The sequence below is a fragment of the Paenisporosarcina sp. genome, assembly GCF_057785155.1.
The window spans coordinates 185,084-203,173 of record NZ_JBYNRN010000023.1; the positions used below are offsets into that span (position 1 = coordinate 185,084).

General features: G+C 33.7%; 27 protein-coding genes. 3 read left to right on the forward strand and 24 right to left on the reverse strand.

Translation table 11 applies throughout. From position 1 onward, the window contains the following. Positions 1-10: 10 nt before the first annotated feature. The 7 genes from AC3EA5_RS09730 to AC3EA5_RS09760 form a co-directional block, all read right to left on the reverse strand. Positions 11-1,045 (reverse strand): serine hydrolase domain-containing protein, encoded by a 1,035-nt coding sequence (locus AC3EA5_RS09730; RefSeq protein ID WP_488608151.1) that lies wholly within the window; start codon positions 1,043-1,045, stop codon positions 11-13. 349 nt (positions 1,046-1,394) lie between these two features. Further along, positions 1,395-1,751: a hypothetical protein gene (locus AC3EA5_RS09735; RefSeq protein ID WP_488608152.1), complete on the reverse strand. Its 357-nt coding sequence runs from the start codon at positions 1,749-1,751 to the stop codon at positions 1,395-1,397. Between the two features lie 61 nt (positions 1,752-1,812). Further along, a complete protein-coding gene (locus AC3EA5_RS09740; RefSeq protein ID WP_488608153.1) occupies positions 1,813-2,166 on the reverse strand; it encodes a VOC family protein in 354 nt (117 codons plus the stop codon). An 11-nt stretch (positions 2,167-2,177) separates the two neighbouring features. Further along, entirely contained in the window at positions 2,178-2,372 is a 195-nt protein-coding gene (locus AC3EA5_RS09745; RefSeq protein WP_488608154.1) for a hypothetical protein, read from the reverse strand. A gap of 45 nt (positions 2,373-2,417) precedes the next feature. After that, positions 2,418-2,828 carry a hypothetical protein gene (locus AC3EA5_RS09750; protein WP_488608155.1) on the reverse strand — a complete coding sequence of 137 codons (411 nt, stop codon included), beginning with the start codon at positions 2,826-2,828 and terminating at the stop codon, positions 2,418-2,420. A 48-nt stretch (positions 2,829-2,876) separates the two neighbouring features. Then, on the reverse strand, positions 2,877-3,275 hold the full coding sequence (locus AC3EA5_RS09755) for a hypothetical protein (RefSeq protein ID WP_488608156.1): 399 nt from the start codon (positions 3,273-3,275) through the stop codon (positions 2,877-2,879). A gap of 21 nt (positions 3,276-3,296) precedes the next feature. Next, complete coding sequence (locus tag AC3EA5_RS09760; protein WP_488608157.1) at positions 3,297-3,770, reverse strand: hypothetical protein; 474 nt, start codon at positions 3,768-3,770, stop codon at positions 3,297-3,299. Positions 3,771-3,958: 188 nt separating this feature from the next. Here AC3EA5_RS09760 and AC3EA5_RS09765 point away from each other — a divergent pair, with 188 nt between their 5' ends. Next, a complete protein-coding gene (locus AC3EA5_RS09765; RefSeq protein ID WP_488608158.1) occupies positions 3,959-4,216 on the forward strand; it encodes a hypothetical protein in 258 nt (85 codons plus the stop codon). Between the two features lie 265 nt (positions 4,217-4,481). On the opposite strand, the gene AC3EA5_RS09770 is transcribed toward AC3EA5_RS09765, so the two are convergent. The 7 genes from AC3EA5_RS09770 to AC3EA5_RS09800 all read right to left on the reverse strand — a co-directional run bounded on the left by AC3EA5_RS09770 (position 4,482) and on the right by AC3EA5_RS09800 (position 9,074). Further along, entirely contained in the window at positions 4,482-4,706 is a 225-nt protein-coding gene (locus tag AC3EA5_RS09770) for a hypothetical protein (protein ID WP_488608159.1), read from the reverse strand. 188 nt (positions 4,707-4,894) lie between these two features. After that, positions 4,895-5,503 carry a hypothetical protein gene (locus AC3EA5_RS09775; RefSeq protein WP_488608160.1) on the reverse strand — a complete coding sequence of 203 codons (609 nt, stop codon included), beginning with the start codon at positions 5,501-5,503 and terminating at the stop codon, positions 4,895-4,897. Between the two features lie 32 nt (positions 5,504-5,535). Continuing rightward, positions 5,536-5,904, reverse strand: a complete 369-nt coding sequence (locus AC3EA5_RS09780; protein WP_488608161.1) for a hypothetical protein — start codon at positions 5,902-5,904, stop codon at positions 5,536-5,538. 7 nt (positions 5,905-5,911) lie between these two features. Beyond that, positions 5,912-6,706 carry a class I SAM-dependent methyltransferase gene (locus AC3EA5_RS09785; RefSeq protein ID WP_488608162.1) on the reverse strand — a complete coding sequence of 265 codons (795 nt, stop codon included), beginning with the start codon at positions 6,704-6,706 and terminating at the stop codon, positions 5,912-5,914. Between the two features lie 35 nt (positions 6,707-6,741). After that, positions 6,742-7,488, reverse strand: a complete 747-nt coding sequence (locus AC3EA5_RS09790; protein ID WP_488608163.1) for a class I SAM-dependent methyltransferase — start codon at positions 7,486-7,488, stop codon at positions 6,742-6,744. A gap of 64 nt (positions 7,489-7,552) precedes the next feature. Then, positions 7,553-8,503, reverse strand: a complete 951-nt coding sequence (locus AC3EA5_RS09795; protein WP_488608164.1) for a GNAT family N-acetyltransferase — start codon at positions 8,501-8,503, stop codon at positions 7,553-7,555. Positions 8,504-8,540: 37 nt separating this feature from the next. Further along, positions 8,541-9,074, reverse strand: coding sequence for a DinB family protein (locus AC3EA5_RS09800; protein ID WP_488608165.1), 534 nt, complete (start codon positions 9,072-9,074; stop codon positions 8,541-8,543). Between the two features lie 284 nt (positions 9,075-9,358). On the opposite strand from AC3EA5_RS09800, the gene AC3EA5_RS09805 reads away from it, so the two are divergent. Then, the gene (locus tag AC3EA5_RS09805; protein ID WP_488608166.1) at positions 9,359-10,123 is read left to right on the forward strand and encodes an alpha/beta fold hydrolase; all 765 of its coding nucleotides are present in this window, start codon (positions 9,359-9,361) and stop codon (positions 10,121-10,123) included. Positions 10,124-10,289: 166 nt separating this feature from the next. Here the strand turns inward: AC3EA5_RS09805 and AC3EA5_RS09810 are convergent, their stop codons facing one another. The 8 genes from AC3EA5_RS09810 to AC3EA5_RS09845 all read right to left on the reverse strand — a co-directional run bounded on the left by AC3EA5_RS09810 (position 10,290) and on the right by AC3EA5_RS09845 (position 16,323). Continuing rightward, positions 10,290-10,985, reverse strand: coding sequence for a hypothetical protein (locus AC3EA5_RS09810; protein WP_488608167.1), 696 nt, complete (start codon positions 10,983-10,985; stop codon positions 10,290-10,292). 61 nt (positions 10,986-11,046) lie between these two features. Next, a complete protein-coding gene (locus AC3EA5_RS09815) occupies positions 11,047-11,862 on the reverse strand; it encodes an aminoglycoside adenylyltransferase domain-containing protein (RefSeq protein ID WP_488608168.1) in 816 nt (271 codons plus the stop codon). Between the two features lie 16 nt (positions 11,863-11,878). Further along, positions 11,879-12,391, reverse strand: a complete 513-nt coding sequence (locus AC3EA5_RS09820; protein ID WP_488608169.1) for a GNAT family N-acetyltransferase — start codon at positions 12,389-12,391, stop codon at positions 11,879-11,881. A 65-nt stretch (positions 12,392-12,456) separates the two neighbouring features. Next, the gene (locus AC3EA5_RS09825) at positions 12,457-12,939 is read right to left on the reverse strand and encodes a DUF4871 domain-containing protein (RefSeq protein WP_488608170.1); all 483 of its coding nucleotides are present in this window, start codon (positions 12,937-12,939) and stop codon (positions 12,457-12,459) included. Between the two features lie 545 nt (positions 12,940-13,484). After that, positions 13,485-14,039 carry a hypothetical protein gene (locus AC3EA5_RS09830; RefSeq protein ID WP_488608171.1) on the reverse strand — a complete coding sequence of 185 codons (555 nt, stop codon included), beginning with the start codon at positions 14,037-14,039 and terminating at the stop codon, positions 13,485-13,487. Between the two features lie 2 nt (positions 14,040-14,041). After that, positions 14,042-14,809: an HAD family hydrolase gene (locus AC3EA5_RS09835; RefSeq protein ID WP_488608172.1), complete on the reverse strand. Its 768-nt coding sequence runs from the start codon at positions 14,807-14,809 to the stop codon at positions 14,042-14,044. Positions 14,810-14,836: 27 nt separating this feature from the next. Further along, the gene (locus AC3EA5_RS09840; protein ID WP_488608173.1) at positions 14,837-15,574 is read right to left on the reverse strand and encodes a hypothetical protein; all 738 of its coding nucleotides are present in this window, start codon (positions 15,572-15,574) and stop codon (positions 14,837-14,839) included. Between the two features lie 23 nt (positions 15,575-15,597). Next, the gene (locus tag AC3EA5_RS09845) at positions 15,598-16,323 is read right to left on the reverse strand and encodes a hypothetical protein (protein ID WP_488608174.1); all 726 of its coding nucleotides are present in this window, start codon (positions 16,321-16,323) and stop codon (positions 15,598-15,600) included. A 156-nt stretch (positions 16,324-16,479) separates the two neighbouring features. Between AC3EA5_RS09845 and AC3EA5_RS09850 the strand changes: the two genes are divergently transcribed. Further along, positions 16,480-16,848 carry a DUF5412 family protein gene (locus tag AC3EA5_RS09850; protein ID WP_488608175.1) on the forward strand — a complete coding sequence of 123 codons (369 nt, stop codon included), beginning with the start codon at positions 16,480-16,482 and terminating at the stop codon, positions 16,846-16,848. A gap of 117 nt (positions 16,849-16,965) precedes the next feature. Here the strand turns inward: AC3EA5_RS09850 and AC3EA5_RS09855 are convergent, their stop codons facing one another. Together AC3EA5_RS09855 and AC3EA5_RS09860 are read right to left on the reverse strand one after the other, a co-directional pair. After that, a complete protein-coding gene (locus AC3EA5_RS09855) occupies positions 16,966-17,349 on the reverse strand; it encodes a hypothetical protein (protein ID WP_488608176.1) in 384 nt (127 codons plus the stop codon). Between the two features lie 12 nt (positions 17,350-17,361). Further along, the gene (locus AC3EA5_RS09860; RefSeq protein ID WP_488608177.1) at positions 17,362-18,024 is read right to left on the reverse strand and encodes an aminoglycoside adenylyltransferase domain-containing protein; all 663 of its coding nucleotides are present in this window, start codon (positions 18,022-18,024) and stop codon (positions 17,362-17,364) included. Positions 18,025-18,090: the final 66 nt, after the last annotated feature.

The following is an 18,090-nucleotide window of genomic DNA, read 5'->3' on the forward strand; positions in this document are numbered from 1 at the left end:
TTAAGCTAATTTACTTCAAAGATGAATAAATTTCTCCAATAATTCCTTTTAGTTGATGAACACCTAAGTCTGTATTCGTCATAATGATTGCTCCCTTTTCTAAATATGGGAATGCGACTATCATACATTGAAAACCAACACCCCAACCTAACGAAGAAATTTCAAGTACTTGTTCTGATCCATCTAAAAACATCCCTAGACCATTCCAGCCCTTACAACCTTTTGAGTCAAATAATGCTTTGACACTGTTTTTCGAGAGACCAAGTTTACTCTCGCCTTGAAGAGAACTCATTAGCTCCAAAACTAAATTACCTATATCTGTAGGGGTAGTCCACAGTCCAGATGCTGCCGCGTACGGATATATCGGATATTTCTCTTTCACTACATTCCCGTCTTTATTATGGCCACAAGAAACTTTCCCTTTGATAGCATCAGAAAGTATTATTTCGTATGTACTGCTATTCATTTGTAAAGGAGCAAATAGATATTCTTTCATTATTTCCCCAAACGGCATTTCATAAATGTCTTCAATCAGTTGTTGAATGATGCAAAATCCTGCGTCCGAATATTGAAAGTCGGTTTCTGGTATAAACTTTACCTCAATAGGATCATTACAATACGAAGTTTTTCCCATTAATAAATCAATCATGTTTGGAACACCATGCGTAGTGTTCAAATTACTAAAACTACCTTCTGGATCAACGATTCCTGATTCATGACTAAGAAGGTTTCGTATCGTTATCTTTTTCGTTTGTGTAAACTCATTTTCAGGAACCTTCCATGATGTTAATCTATTATTCACGTTGTCATTGATATCGAGTAATCCTTGGTCGGATAACTTTAAAACGAGAATCGATGTTAAGCACTTACTAATTGAGCAAGCATTAAATATAGAATTGCCGTCAACCTTTTTACTAGTTTCCGCTTCAAGTACACCAAAACTACTGCTATCGCTAATTTGACCATCATTTATTAAAGTTAGACTTAAACCTGCAACGTTATAATATTTCATTCGTTCTTTAATATCGATATTATTTAATTGCATTTGAATTTTACTCCTTCAAAATTATCTCCATTAGATTTACAGTTCTGACTAATCCTCGATTGAATTCATCTTGTATTTGTCTACTAATTAATTCATTAATACATCAATTTATAAGTATTGGATCCTTTTAAAATTAAGCCTTACTTATATTATTTACTTTATTCAAAATTTCAGAAACGCAAATGGCTATACTGGCATTAAGTATTCCCAATACTGATACAATAAAAGTCTGTCCATCATATTCTACAACAAAATTCATCACCAAGAAGATGAAGCTAATCACAAATACTATTAAACCGAAAGCTAGTAAAAACCGATCCATCACTTCACTCCCTTTTTACTTCATTAGTTAATTGAAATTGATAAGATTATATACGACCACTTTTTCAGCAATGTTCTTATCATCCTCTGAAACCCAAACTCTCACTTTTTGACCATGTTTTAAATCCGTAATGTCGTCGATCAAAAAACGATTAACGCCCAATCCAGTAATGACTGTTTTATCTGTAATCTTTGCCTCTACTAGCATATAACTTTCATCTGGCTTAATTTTTAATACAGCTAATACCAAGATATCGTCATTAACTTCCTCAATTTGTTTCTTCATATCATACTGGCTATATCTAATAAATTCGAATGTGTACCATATGATGAAGAGTGACAAGATTGATATTAAAATCCATTTGAAATAGTTAATGATATTCAACTCCCCTAAAGAGCATAATTATTGAATTTTAATTCCTGACCATTTACTGCTTCAAAAACTATTAACATTTACAGATCATCAAATGATTTCCGTCTGGATCGGCAAAATTAAAATAGTGTTCATGTTCAATCTCAGTTAGTAAATTAATGTTCTTCTCCTTCATATACTTATATGCTTCTTCAATATTCTCTGTGTTGAAATGAAACAACGGCGTTTTTATTACCTTATCTGGCGAATAAATTTTGCTGTCTAATACGATCCCCGTTCCATTCATGGGTATCACATAAATATGTCCAAACTGGATGTTTCCGTTAGCTGGTATACTTAGTAGGTCACAATACCAGTCCCTCGCTTTATCAATTTCACTTACTGGAATAAAAACAGTGCCGATTTGATTTAATATTGGACTCTTCAAAAAAACTCCTCCTATTCTTTACCGTTGACCGTATTTTTTGCGATGAATATTAGTAGGAATACAATTAACCAAGGAAGTATAAATTCAGTAACCCATTGGAATCCATAAATAAATAAAAACCATAAATCGCTTTTTAAATATCCTAATGATGTAAAGATGATTAGAAAGACAACCAATGACAATAAAAACATGATGAAATATTTCATATTACCCTCCAAATTCTTTATTAAAAATCTCATACTAAATCAAAACTAAGAAAAATTTGCCCATGCAAGATGTTGAATGTCTTCGATACTTTCTACTTCTTTTCTGAACCACTCCATATTACCGGCAAATCGCTCTGAGCAGGGGAACTCCATTTGAATTGCTCGATCGCCTTGAGTGCATCTAATTACGCCTTTAAACGGTAAACCAGTTGAATCAGAATCGACCATTTCATTTCTTTGATAGGTTAGTATTAAATCGTAGTGATATTCGGTAGCAAGTGAATCAAAATATTTAGTATCAACTGCTTTTCTAAGATGTTTATACGTTGGTGCATCTAATTCGCATCGGAATTCCAATGTACCAACTGATAGATTTGCCTTGAATTTCACATATCTCCCAATTTCGTCTCGTGAAACCTTCAGTATTGCGAGTCTTTGTAAACCGATAAAAGACATATAAACACCCCATAAATACTATTTCAAATTGCTGTAAACAGAAATTTGTTAAAGCTTGAATTCTTTTCTAAAACCTTTCACTACAATATCTATGAGTACGACATGAGCTAAAAATATGACGGCCATAGGCATTAATAAAAAAAGATAATACAACCAAAAAGATTCATCCTCTGTATCTATTACCATTAATAAATAATAGGAATACAATAATAGTGATATAAAGTAAGATATGAATAATTTATATTTCCAAAAGATTAAAGAAATGACCGTCAATACGATGTAGATAATAAAGAAATGAATCATGTAATAGATTGAAATTCCTTTATAAACTGTCGTCCAGAAGAATAGCATTACTCCAATTAACCCCATAACAAGATGTATGAAAGTGATTGTTTTTAGATTCATTTTCCCTCTTGGATCAGTCGATTCTGGTTGGAATTTACTCAAAGTCGTTCACCTTTTTTCTAATTATTTCATCTCAACTACAAACGTGTAGGATACTTCACCTCTTACATGACCATTTGACCAATCTGCAATTACTTCATAAATATATCGTCCTTTGGTTGATCGGGGAGAGAATTTATTATTCTTTAATGGAATGTTATTAATCCTTTCATTTTCATTCCATTGGTAAACGGATAACTCTGGATTTTCCTCTACCTCTACAGTAATATTTGAACCATCTTTCATTTGGATAGCTGTTAGTTCCTCTGCAATTTGATTGGGTGAAGCAGCATCAGTAGTTATAGTCTGTGTATCATTGCCACTTTCCTTCGTCCATCTATAACCGCCTCTTTTCATGTCGTATTCTTGATTGTTAATCAGAACGACTCCATTCATAGTTGGGGGGAATTCTTCATCTTTGGCAGCCCCACTGGTACATGCCGATAATGCTAATGAAGAAAACAGGAACAATATGAACAACCATTTCTTACATTTCATCAATCAAACCTCCCTTTCTTCATTAGACTTTTATTTTCTAACAAGGTTTCGTCCTTCATAGGAGATTTTCAATTTAATTCATCAGATTGTAAAATATGTTATTTTTGTATATTCTAAATATAACAAATTTAATATTAGAGTTGTGGATAAATTAGAAATTATTGTGGGGGATAGTTAGGGGGATATCTGTGTTTTGGCTACCGGTATTATTGATTCTTATTTTTGGCACTGCTATGTCTTATGTTGGGGAGAAAGGTTGGCCAGGTGTTAGTTTTTCCTTAGTATTACTTCATACAGTTATCGTAAGAATTGCTTTTTTGGACCATCCTCTTTTTTGGATCATCCTATTTTCAACTATAATTTTATGGGTCGTTTTTATCGTTACCTATTTCCAACGAGACCGCTGGCGAAATATTGAGAAATTGAATAAAAAATATTCTTCTTAAAACGGGAAACCGTTCAATTTTTAGGCACTAACTTGCTATTAGAACTTGAAATAGACATCCAATTATTAAATCAATTGGATGTCTATTTTTTATTGTTATAACAACACTTGTTTCAATTCCATACTAGGTATCGACCAGGTATTTACACATCCATATTGGTGCCTATTTAAGAATATAAAAAACGCCAAACAACTTGTTTAGCGTAAAGCTGTCCTTCTTCAACTGAAGCATCCGGTACTTTTAGTAAATTCTTCACAAGAGCACTTTACTTCCCTATAAAATAGACAGTAAAAATTAAGCCATTAAATATTAATGCTGATAAAGGAATTAGCGCAAATAATGCAGAAATAACTAATTCTCTTTTAATTCTATTTGAATTTGCTTTAATAAGGCTAAATAAAGAAGTTAGAATTAAAATGAATACAGTTATAGTGCCAATTAATAAAATGGCTCGATTGAATTCACCAGTTATCCTTGCTATATCTTCCACGAAGAATACTGCTACGAGCCCTAATATTCCCAATATAAACGAGGCAATAAACCAATTTATGAACTTATCTATTTTGCTCATCCCCTACTCACTTCTTTTCTTAATTACTGATGTAAAGTACATACCTTCATGATGTACATCAATTCATTAGCTGAAGAAGATTGATATTATTTATGTTTCAAATTTTATTATCCCTTCAAGTTCCTTTTCTCAACACGACGGATAATGTAAATCGCAGATACTATCAACATGATTAATATGGCAATGGAAAAAATGATTCTCTTTGTAGGGAATATACTTTCCTCTTCTGTATCATTTAAGTCTATTTTCACTTCTTCAGTCGGCTTATCTCCCAAACCTAATTCATTTAGATCCTCTTGAGCAGCGGATAACAAAGTTGTTCGAGAACACAAACTTACGCTTAAATCTCCATCAGATTCATTTGCATAGACTAGATATTTAGTTGTAGTAAATTCATAACCACAACTCTCTGAAAATCTTGATGTATAAACGATAACTTGTGTTTGATTAATTCCTTTCCACACGTCATCAACTTCAAAAACAATACCAATGGGATCAGACGAAGATTGTATGGGATTGAATTTATTTTTATCAATGACTCCAATCACTTTGCCCGAGAACACGGCTGCACTTTGGTTGAATTCTTCTTGAACAGAACCAGGTTCTTCACAAGAACAGGCATAACTCGTATTTGGTGAATAACTGAAGAAGACAAAAGATAGCAATAACACTAATGAAAAAGTACTCTTACTTTTTTTAACCCACCCTTTATTCAAATTAATTCCCCTCTTTTCGAAGTAACCCACCGCTATTCCCCAGGCATATGACCAATTACTTTATTTGTTGTTGGATCGACTAGAATGGTTGGTGTCCCAACCAACACTTGATCTTTGTCTGTAAAAGAAACAGAAAATGCTTCCTTTCCTAGATAACTTTTGTCTATTAATTCGAAGTCATCATTAACAACGGTTTTCAAGACGACCACACTTCTCCAATCTCCAGCGCTTTTATTCCAACCTTGTTCATTTAAATAATCCCATGCGATTTTTCTTATGTCGTCATAACTCTGTTCGAATCCTGTGCTTTTTTCAACTTCAGTACAACCTGAAACCCAAATCATGATAATCAACAGAATTAGCCATTTGCTTTTATTGATAAAGAGTACCTCCTTCTTCATTGGAGACTTATGCTTTTATTGCCATCTTTATAGATAAGTTCATCTTTTCTTTAAACTCATCGGTTTTATTTATTTCTAACAGAGCTGCTTTTAGTTCACTTTCAAACTCTTTCACTCGATCGCCTAGAAAGCGTTTAGAACCAAACGAAGTTGAATATAAATTTCCGAGTATTGATTCAATTGTCCAATTGATTTCATATGAAGGGAATTCATGCATTTCGAGTTTGAATCTCGAATTTGATATCACATCTTCATGTCGTGAAACTGGATGTGTGAATGTTGTATTACCTGCTCTTCTTTTACTCCCATACCATTTTTCAATTACTTCATTCATTCTTTCTTGCCATTCCGCTTGTTTTTTGTCAGGTTCAAAATTATCAATGATTGCAATACCACCGCCATTATTCAGCATGTCATATAAGTCTTCTAACACTTTAGAACGATCCATCCAGTGAAAAGCCTTTGCGATGGTCACAAGCTCAAACTTTTCGTGATGTTGAGCTCTATACTGTTCTAAATCTCCATTAAACCAGTGAATGTCCCCAATTCTTAATTCACTATGGAGACGTTTTGCTTCTTTTATCATTTCGTTTTCAGGATCAACACCAACAATCTTATTACACCAATCCGCTAGCCTTATTGTAAGGTTCCCTGGACCACAACCTAAATCCATCACTTGCTGCTCTCCATTGAGAGAAAATCTCTCAACTAAATACCTGATAAGCATTGGCGAATACATGGGTCTGTATTTTGAATAATAGGTCGCTGCTCCTTTAAATAAATCTTCTCCGTATATAGTCAAGTGCTCACCCTCTCACAACATCAATGAAATTTACACTAGAGCTTTGCACTCTTAATAATAATCGTAGTGGGTACTACTTTTGCCTTTTCTAATGAATACCATCGATTTGAATGTCGCTTTAGATCTTCATCCGAGCAACATACATCTTCTATAACCTTCTCAATTTTAAAGCCGTTTTCGACAAGTGTATTCATGTATGTACTTAACTTAAACTGCTGCATAATCGCTGGATGGTTCCATGCCTGGTGATCATATGCGCCTTCTTCGTGATATGATTTATTCACAACGAGAGTTCCATCTATATTACTTATGCGGCTATATAGTGGGTGTTCCCAACTAAAAACAAAGATTCCACCCTTTTTCAAATATTTACTGACGTTCGATATGGTTTTATTCAAATCAGTCGTCCATCCTAAAGCGTAAATGGAATATACGATATCAAAATAGTTTTCTGGTATTCCTGGGTTCTCTTCCATTGGCGATTCAAATAAATGCAAGGGTACAGTGGAATTTTCTAATACAACTTTTGCTGTATCAATTTGCTTTTTAGAAAGATCTATTCCCCATAATTCAGAAGCATTTCTTTGGTTCATGTATTGTAATGAATGCCCACTTCCACATCCAATATCTAAAACTTTAAGATTTGTGACATCGCCTAATAAATTCAAATCATTTTCACTCGGTGCCATTGGACCATATTCAGGCAAAGGATTTCTCCCGAAAAATCGTTCTGCTACATCATCCCAGCTTTTCTTGTTCGTCTTTAGTGTCGTTGTATTCATTTCAATTCCCCCATAATTAACCGCTGTAAATCTTCTGTTTCTGTATGAAATCTCCTTCCATAAATTAGACGGTACCGTGTAAGGATTGTTTCATTTTCAATTGAGTATAGGCTTCAAGAAGCTCTTCAATTGGAATATTATTTATTTTCATGCCTTTCATTTCACTATCCGTTATTTCAACATCTTTGAGATTACAATTAGTCAGTTTTCCGCCTTCAAGATTGCACCTTTCAAATGAAATCGGATCTGTTATGTCTCCAAGATTAGTATCGGAAAAACGCACTCCACTTAATGTGACATGGATAAATTCACTTTTAGAAAGATTAAGATCGGCAAAAAGTGCATTCCTAAAGTTAATATTTTTGAACGTTGATTGGCTTAGATTACAGTTACTGACATGACTACTCATTAAATTGCTATTGCTAAAAGAGCTACCTTGCAAATTCACTTGGTAACCTTCCGTGTTTGACATGTTGCAATTTTCATATTGTCTATTCGAGATGTCTTCATTTTCGATTAAGTTGTCCTGTTGATTTGAAGTTGCTAGTCGTTTGATGTAACAAAATTCATCTTCAGTTTCAAAGGTTGTTCGATAGCCCATTTTTTCATAAAAGCGATGGTTACTGATTTGCCTACTCGAAGTTTCTAAATCCCAAGCTCTAACATTCGGAAACTCTTTTTCAATTAACGTAATAACAGTTGAACCAATCCCTTTGCCTTGAGATTTTGGTTCAATAAAGATTCGGTCAATTCTTCCATACGATTTCCCTGAGATCGTCACGATAATTCCACCAACAATTTCTTCATTCCATAAAACCTTAAAATAGTTTAAATGGTTAATCATATACAAATTCATTTCTTTTGATGAATATCCAGGGGGTTGAATATTGTAATCTATTACACCTTTTTGATCTGATAGCCATTTCTTTGCTTCTTCATCAAAAGTGATTTTCATAATTTCTGTTAATTTTTCTGCATCCTGAATAGCTGCTTTTACAATTGATATATCTGTCATTTACTAATTCTCCATTTCGTTGAAACTATAGAAGCTTCTATTTCCTTTTCATATGATTTCGAATGAGGTTTATTTGTCCCCGATGATTTAATTCATCTTCAAAAACATGGAACCATTTAAAATAATTATTCGCTAAATATTCAGGTCCAAGCGGCGTAACTTTGTCTAACCAAGTATCCTCAATCCCCTGAAATAATTCGAGCGTTCGTTTCCTAACGACGTCTAACTTTTGCTTATAGAATTCTATTTCTTTACCATGTAATTCTTCATGTGCTTTTTCACCAAGTTCTAAACCCACAGTTAACCTTTGCTCCTCTTCTTCATTCGGATCACGGTCTTCTAATGATGTGATTACATAGATTTCTTCCAAACTTGCCATATGATATAACAGGGCCCCGATTGAATTACCCTTCCCATCTATTCGATAATCCAACTGTTCTTGCGTTAAATCATTTACTGCTTCTAATGTTGTCAGCCTCGTATACTCCATCATTGAGAGTAGTCTTCCAATCATCGGTGTATAACCGATTTTTTCTTCGACAATGTACCTCTTGTTATCCAATGTTTTCATATCAACCATCCTTTTTCTACCTATTTACTCAATTCCAATTATTTCAAATAACCGCGGATTACTCAATCTTTTATTAAAAATGGAAGCAATCCTTTGTTGGATATGCGTCCTTATTTGAATCCTTTTAAACCGTACAGTTTCTCTTTAAATGATAAGAGGATTTATCAAATATATGGTAATCTCATAAATAGATGTATTAAATTTGTTAGGTCTTTTATTAATCAAAATAGTTTATGACAAATGGAAACAAATTAAAGACAACTAAACCAAATGAGGTGTAACATTTGAAAATTAAGAAATGCACTATTGAAACATCAAAAGGGAAGTTACAATATAATATTAGCGGGAATGGAAAACCAAACATAGTTTTGATTAACGGTGGTATGGGACCGATAGAAGGTTGGATGAAAATACTACCGGAAATTTCGGAATCTGCATCTGTATTTTCTTATAATCGTTTTGGTATTGGTGGTAGTGATCATCCAAAAGAACCTCAAGATGGTCTAACCATTGTTAAAGCACTTCGTGAAGCATTAAACATGGTGGGGTTTGAATCTCCATTCTTATTAGTTGGGCATTCGTTAGGTGGAATGTATGCAAATTTGTATGCTCGACTTTACCCCAAGGAGGTGGCAGGAATTGTCTTTTTAGAATCCAGCCACCCAAAGGACCTAAGTTTAAACGAATATCAAGGGAAGACTGTAAAAGCATTAAATAAAATGTTCACAATATTTGATTCCTTTTCTTCTTATAAACAATTCAATGAAGTGAATTTTGTCAAAGAAACAGTCAATCAAATACAACAAATAGAATTTTTTCCCGAAGTACCTGTATTTGTTCTTACAGGTGGTAAAGAAAACCGAATGATGCCAGAGGAAGTTCGGATAAAGCGCCTAGAAAATCAATTAGAATTACTTTCATTGTCAAAAAACAGCAAACACATTGTAGCTGAAAAAAGTGGACATTTTCCGCAATTGTCAGAGCCAAGAGTTGTCATAGATACGATCAAAGATTGTGTAAAACAAATAAATAAGTCAAATAAACAATAAATATATCCTTACTAACAGGTATTTTAATTTAAGTTTACCGTGCTTCTTAGGGAGCTTTTTTTATTGCATCAACGGTTCATATTAGTTGAACAAGGAATTTCAAGTTGTAGATATAACTCTAGGAAAAACAAACTGAATTCCAGCTGGGAAAGAAATGAAAAGTGGTTTAATCAATGAATTTATCCTTTTTCCTGTAACTTTGAACAGAGTATCTTTCCCACTCTTTCTTTAGTACATCCCAGTGAACAATTTTCCATGGGTTAAAGAAGGTTTGTCCATTTTTATTGAAAAACAGTTTGTTCCCTAAATAATACGATGCGTGTTGAATAGTTCCCGCTTCGTTAACCCAAGTAACGACATCACCGTCTTGAAATTCATCGTACGTTTTTACATACCCTGCATTTTCAATTCCCTTGACGAATGTTTGTTGATGAATCCATTCGTGAATTATCCACTCCTGGTTTATTGGAGAATTACTAATTGCATATAGAGTTGCTGCTAAACAATTTGCACCGGCATCTGTTGAGAATGTATTTGCATATTTCTTAATATGTCTTGGTACTCCTATAGGGACTTCTATTGAATTCCAACTATCCCATTCCAATGCATAAGATTTTATGATTTGTTCTCTAGCAGTAATCGGAAGCTTATTCCACATGTCATGTTGAATAACAATGTAAAGTTCTTCATCTTTTTTTACAATATGTTCTTTGGGGATGATACTTAAATCTGAAATTAACTTGGTTGGTACAATCAAGCCTCTTCCCACTTCTACTTGTAATAGCAGAAGCTTTTCTTTTTCTTTCGGTTCTAACTTATTAATCCAATCAGATTGAGCAACTACGACATACTCAATGGGCAACTAGCAATTTGTTCTCTAGTTGGATGTAGTTGAATGTTCATCCTAAAATCCCCTTAGTAAATTACACTTTTAATAAATGAGAGTTACAATACCTAATTATGTACTTTGAAAACCCGATTGTATCCTTCACTCGCTGCTCGTCAGAAGTGTAATGGTTATTTTTAACTCCCTTACGAATGTTAATTGCTTCATTAATAATTGGATGCCACTCAGTTGGTACATGCTTTAAACCATATTCACCTGCATCAACTTTTGAAGTGATGTCCTGTTCCATCAATGTATAATATTGACGTAATAATCCAAGGACTGACCATTCGATTGTAGTATCAATCTCTTCCAACGAGTATTTGTTTATTTCACCAAAAGCACTCTCCAAACTCGTTGTTCGATTTGCCCAATACGTATTCATGTTGCTATTAACATAGGCTAATAATTCACGTGGACTTATCTCATATGTGAACGATGTACATTCCGGTCCTACAATGCAAATGCCCTTTGTTTTTAACAGCCACCACGTGATCGGATTTATGTATGATTCAATTCTGATTTCCCCACTGTTATAAACAGGATAGCTATTTTCATGAATAGCCACCTTGCCAAGATCATCCCAAACAATATAGACTCCATCCATTTCAATAGAGTTGTATGTATGCGCAATTTCTCGATGTATTTCAGATAATACATCGATATCAACCTCTAATAAACGTCGACTCATTACTGTAACGAAATCAATATCACTACTACCTTTAACATAAGCATCTAATGCAATTGATCCCTGAATATAAACTCCTTCAAGGAGATTTGGAAATCGTTTATTTATTAATGAAATATAATTACTCATTACTTCAGTTACTAACTCCGGTATTAGTTGCTTCATATTAGTTTTCCCTTCGCTACAATTGAATGGCTCGGATATCAGCCCATTCATACACAATTTCGTTTAGTTTGTCTCCATCAATTTCTACCTCGATCCAATCTAATCGTTTTCCACCAAGTGCCTCATAGAACTGACAAGAGTTGTTTTTCTCCAATACTAGTACCAACATTGAATTTATATTTAAGCTTAATAGTTCATCAATGACAGGTTTCACGAGCAATTTACCCATTCCCTGTCCTTGATATTCTTTTAAAATGTAAATGGCGTAAAGTTCTCCGTCAGTTCCTGTGTAATTCCCACTTCTTTCTTTACCCCCAGTGGAAAACCCTACAATGTCACCTTCATCGCTTTCAGTTATATACACATTCATATTCGACATATTTGATGCCCATAATTTTTCTCGGCTTTCATATGACAACTTGTTTAAAAATTCATTAGAAATAATATCCCTATAAGTAGTTCTCCAACTATCCACGTGGACCTTAGCTATTCCATTGACATCAGCAATATCGGCCTTTCTAATTTTCATGCTTAAATCACCTCACATTGATAGTTGAGAACACTTTCTGATTACTCTTCTGTAATTAAATGTTATTACTCATTAATTTCATAAATCAAGGTATCAAATAATTTATCGTCTATATAAAGTAAAATAGCCCATTCTCCTTTTTCTGGTATTTTAACAGAAGATGGTGAATGAGAATCTGCTCCATTATTAGGTCCACTTAGTATCAAAGACCAAGAATCTTCAAGTAAAAGGGGATAGACTTTTTGGGTTTCTTTATGAAAGCCCACTATCGTTAATTCTTCATTTGGCGGTATATCCCAAAGGTGCCACATCCACTTTTGTCTATCTAAGCTCGGCATATCCGCACCGATTACACCGGATTTATTTTCATTTCCGATGACACCATATTCACCAAATTCAACTGCTTTCTTTTGCCAATCAATGCTTTGAAAATCACTTTTTTGAATAAAGTCAGGTGCAGTATCAGGAATTTTCACCTCTTGATTTGTACAACCAGCAACAATTAGTAAAGATAAAAATAAAACAAATATCTTAGTGAGTTTATTCATATAATCGCCCCCTAATTTTAGAAAAATCTTATATCGTAATTAGTTCAATAAATTTCCGATGATCACGATAACGATTGAAATGGCAAAAAAGCCGAATACGAAATAACCAAAGAATCGCAACGGTTTAGGCAATTTATTCATTCGATTTGGGCAGGCACACTTCCTTCTATATTACTCATATGGTCAATTACATCATTCATCGGTTTTTTATCTGTCATTCAAATCCCTCCTTAGTGCGGAATATCAGCCCATCCATACTCAATTTCATTATGATTACAACCTAATGTCTAAAAATAATTGCTAATACAGGTAGTAAAAGTAATACAATCGCACTTTGGATAAATGTTAGAATAATATCTTTCTTCCAACTGTTATTGTAAGGATAGCGATTTGTTATTCTCTGAAATACGAGAAAAACTACCCACCAAAACAAAAAAGTATATATGGCTGAATTGAAACTACCGTATAATTCGGTGTACAATCTATCTCTTCCCCTCATGTAATATTCGTTTATTTCCCAAGCCAAAGTTTTCGGAAAAATAAGCTTAATTTTGGCTATTGAACCATTCTTTGTACTCTTCTTGCGTGTATTCGTCTGTTTTCACTACAGTCCATTGACTGTTCGTTTTTTCCAAGAAAATCTTCATTACATACTCTCCTCCAGACTCATCAAAGTCCTTTCTTAAATAGACAATGCTGCCATGAACAAGAACGATAGCATTTTGATCGTCTATCATATTGACTTTCATTCGACCATAACTTTCGATATTGTAATTGGCATCTATTAAGTCAAAATGTTTATTTAAGGATTCCATCTCTTCTTTCTCGACGTTAACGCCTTCATTGAAATCGATATCGTTTTTCAATCTCGGATATTGGTTCCACAAAATTTGAATATCATTTTTAACGACCGCTTGTGTTCGATAGTACATATACTCTCTAACAATCTTTGAATATTTGACCCATTCAGATGGTTCAGGCTCAATAAAATCTTTCAAATCTTCCTCGGCATTCAAATCTTCCGTTTGTGTAGGTTGCTGGCACCCTGCTAATAATGACAGTGATATGATGAAACCAATTACTAGAAAGAATCTTTTCACTTTTACACCTCAAATTTCGACTTCACTATACCGATTACTTCCCCTGGATTATTTAACTTTGGAAAAACATCCCCTTGGAAAATTGATTGCCTGAACCATGTCGCTTGATAGGAATTCATTCCAACATCAGCAGCACCTTGTAATTCATTAGAACCTCCATCGCCAATAAAGATTGAATCTTGAGGGGCAACTTGTAATGCTTCACATGCAATTGAGTATATTTTGGGGTTTGGTTTAGCATATTTCACTTTGTATGAAAAAATAGTAGTATCAAATATCTCTGCAAGTGGAGATCGAGACCAACTCTCCACTTCTTCTGGAGCACAGTTGCTAATTAAGCCAAGTTTTATATTCATGTTCTTTAAGAGATGAAGAGTATTTATAATCTCGCTATCAATATTTAGAAATGGAACAGTTTTCACATGAACTCTTTGTAAATGAATTTCATCAATTATACTTTTATCGACTGTTTGATTATTACTCTTTAAAATATCCTCTAAAGCAGATTGATGATTTTCAAACGCCCCTGTCATTCTTCGATCTATTCTTTCTGCCCATTCTTTTTTATAAACATGCTCACCTAATCCCAATTTAGCGACGGAATATGTGGCCTTCTTTTGATCGCCATACCATTCAGTAATCAATGTTTCATACAAATCAAAAAATACTGCTTGAATAATATGAATCCCTCCCCAAAAAATAAATATATTTGTTTGAAAGCCTGGCACGCGGAAAGTAGGAAATTGGTTAATATTAAAACTCTGGTGCATTTCCTCCCAAGATTTTCTCCTATTTATCTATTTACCTTGACCTAAAACAAATTCACGAAACAATTTTAGGATTTCTTCTCGAGATTTTTCAGTGTTGTTTTCATTGTTTATCTGGTAACCAGCATGATAAATTCGTCCCTTATAGAAGGTATATAATTCATTTGCAGAGGTGACGACTGTCGCTATTTCGTTTTTGTCTTTGTTGTATTGATAGTAGGTGTAGACGAGCGATCCATTTGTCGTTCTCACTTGATGGAATATTGGAGTATCTTCAATTAATACTTCTCTTCTCAATTCATTGCCTAATGTATCTTGTTTTTCGTTTGAAAAATCATACTTTTCTAAAGGGTTTTCATTTACGTCCGTTATCGAAACAATATAAAACTCTTCAGCTTGTTCATATACATCATTGCTTAAATAGGTGAATTGAACTTGATTTTGTACGTTACTCTTTTTATCTTCAGAAGTAACCAAATACACAGATTGCTCATTTGGCTCAAATGGTAGCTTCATTGTATCTATAGGGTGAATTCCGTTTTCTAACGAATCCGGTGCAGCATTCATAAATTTGTCGATCTTAAGCGGTTTAAAATAGGTTACATTTTCTCTCGTATCCAATTCGTCGACATTTTTAAAATACTCACTGTAGGTCAATCCATCTCCTTGGACTTCCACCAAATCGGCTTCTTTATTAGTACAACCTATGAGCAGCATACTTATCGTAAAGATGGACAACGTTGTCATAAATAATTTATTTGGATTCATTTGATTTTTACTCCTTCGCATTATTACTGCACTGGTCGAACGAATCTTTCAATGTCATTTGAAATAATTGAAGTATCCCACGGATGCCAATACCACACTTTAGAATCGAAAAATAAGTTAAATTTGTAAGCGATTTGTTCTTCGCTATAGAAAACCATTTGATAGTGTTCCGGGTCACCATTGGCCATGTCAGGATTGAACTCAGAATTAATTTCCCCATCTCCAATCAAAGCAAAAAACTCGGTAATCTCTTCCGTATTGTTTAATGTATTGAGCACAAGAGGTTTGTCATAACCCTTATAAAATTCTACTTTGTTTACGATGTCTAAATCTAAATCTTTAAAATGCTGTTTATAATCTCTTTGCATAGATTCCTCATGATAGATACGGTAGCCATTAATTTCATTTTCATCTGGCACAGCAATCAATTCAGGCATATTGAGTACTTCAAATATTTCTGTTCCCGGTTCCCAAAATGCAGCATCCCCATTTTTTATCTGATATTTCGTGTTTGATACATTATCCGCTACCTTGAAGTCAATTTCTCCAACTTTTTCACCAATGTAGGATTGATCGGCAATTGTAGCAGAATATATGGCCTCATATTGAGTTCCATTTATTTTTATGAAATCAACCCAGTCAATCATCGTATGTTGATTTGTAAATGAAGTTGGATTTGTAGACGAAGTTGGATTATTGCAAGCAGTTAGGAACATACAACTAATTAGAAAAACGAGTGACCTCTTCATATGGGTCCTCCTCAAACTTATTTTTGTAAACAATAATTCTCTTTAAAGTTTAGACGAAATACATTTACAAAAGTTACCTTTTTTCATTTTAATTCATTCTCACGAAACATTGTGTTTTACTTAAGCGTCAAGGTAATTAAAGGGGGGATTAGTATAATGAATCTGCAAAAGACTTTGATTTATTTTTTTATTACGTTATTTACCACAATACTTATTTCGATGTTTTATTCATATAAATACCTACCAAAACTATCATCTATGGACGTTTCAGAATTCGAAAAAGTTCAAACCTTTTATTCACCCTCTAAAAACAAAATATTAAATGTTTATTTGAGGGGTGGAATCATTCTTCACACTGATTACGCGTATGTGGGCGAAATACAAGATCTCCAAAAAAATAAAAATCATTTACTTTTCTTATTACCCGGGGAGGATTTCAATGTTAGTTGGATCGATGAGAATCATTTAATGTTAAACGGAAAGAAATTGAATATTAATAGTACTTACGATTTTAGAAGGGAATAAAAAACCATCACAGAGAAAAAATCTAGTGTTGGTGCTTATTTTGTCTATCAAATCATAGTCTTTATTCACTCATTCAAAATCACTTTCTGACAGCGTTGCCATACCGAAATAAATCTTTTAACCTTCTAGCATTTCTAGGTAAAAGTATTCTTCCCCGTCAAGTTCAACGATTAAAAAACCACCATATCCTTCTTCACTTGTAGAATAGAATTTTGTTCCAACAGGTAATTTAGTTGCTGTTAAGTCCTTAAATCCAAATCTTTTAGTTGATTGGTATTCTATTTCACCTAAAAGTTCGTACTTCGTGTATGAACTTGTTTTTTGTTTGACCCATTCTACTTCAGTCACATTACTAAAAATACGACCTTCAAATTGGAATACATCCGCATCAGGATATTGTTTTAAAAACTCACGGGGCGTTACTCTTCCTCCATCAGCGACACCGCAACCGACTAAAAGTAGAGTTATCATCAAAAGTATAGACTGCACCAAAGTTTTCATTGATTTACTCCTTTAAACTAAAACTTTCAATTTATGGCATTCCTTTAACATCCAATTTGCGAATTGAAGTAATTCGTCATTATCCAAATTTGTTTCTGAAGTTCTTCCTATGTAGACATCTAAACTTTCTCTGACAATCGTCTGAAATTCACTTGGCAGATTTTTAGTCCCCCATAACCCGCCTTCTTTTTTCGAAGATATCTTTTCTTCTTTGATATAAAGCAAAACTCTACATAAATTTAACGTGAAATAAACGGGATTTTTGATAATCCCTTGTTGTGCATCTTCAATATCATTCATTATTGATTGGATATAATAATCTCGCTTTATCGGCTTGAAGATTGTTTTTATCTCTTCTCCAAATAATTTTCTTCCCCGGTGATAGGTAATCATCATATGTGCTGCTAAATCATAATCTTCAAAGCCTGGTCCTCCACATATGTAATTTTCATCTTCTAAATATTGAGGATGGAAATAATGCAACTCAAACGGTGTAGGGTAGACAAATGTAGATACATATTTTTTTAAAACAATACTCATTTCTAATTGATTTGCATTTCCCGATGTGACCTCTAACAGTCTCTTAATAATGCTCATCTTGATGTCATTTGAGATTTCCGTTTCACAAACAACCAATACATCCACGTCACTCTTATTTGGATTGAAACTATCCATAGCTAAAGATCAATGCAAATAAACACCAACTAAATTGTCATGTAATTCATCTTTAAATACTGCAAG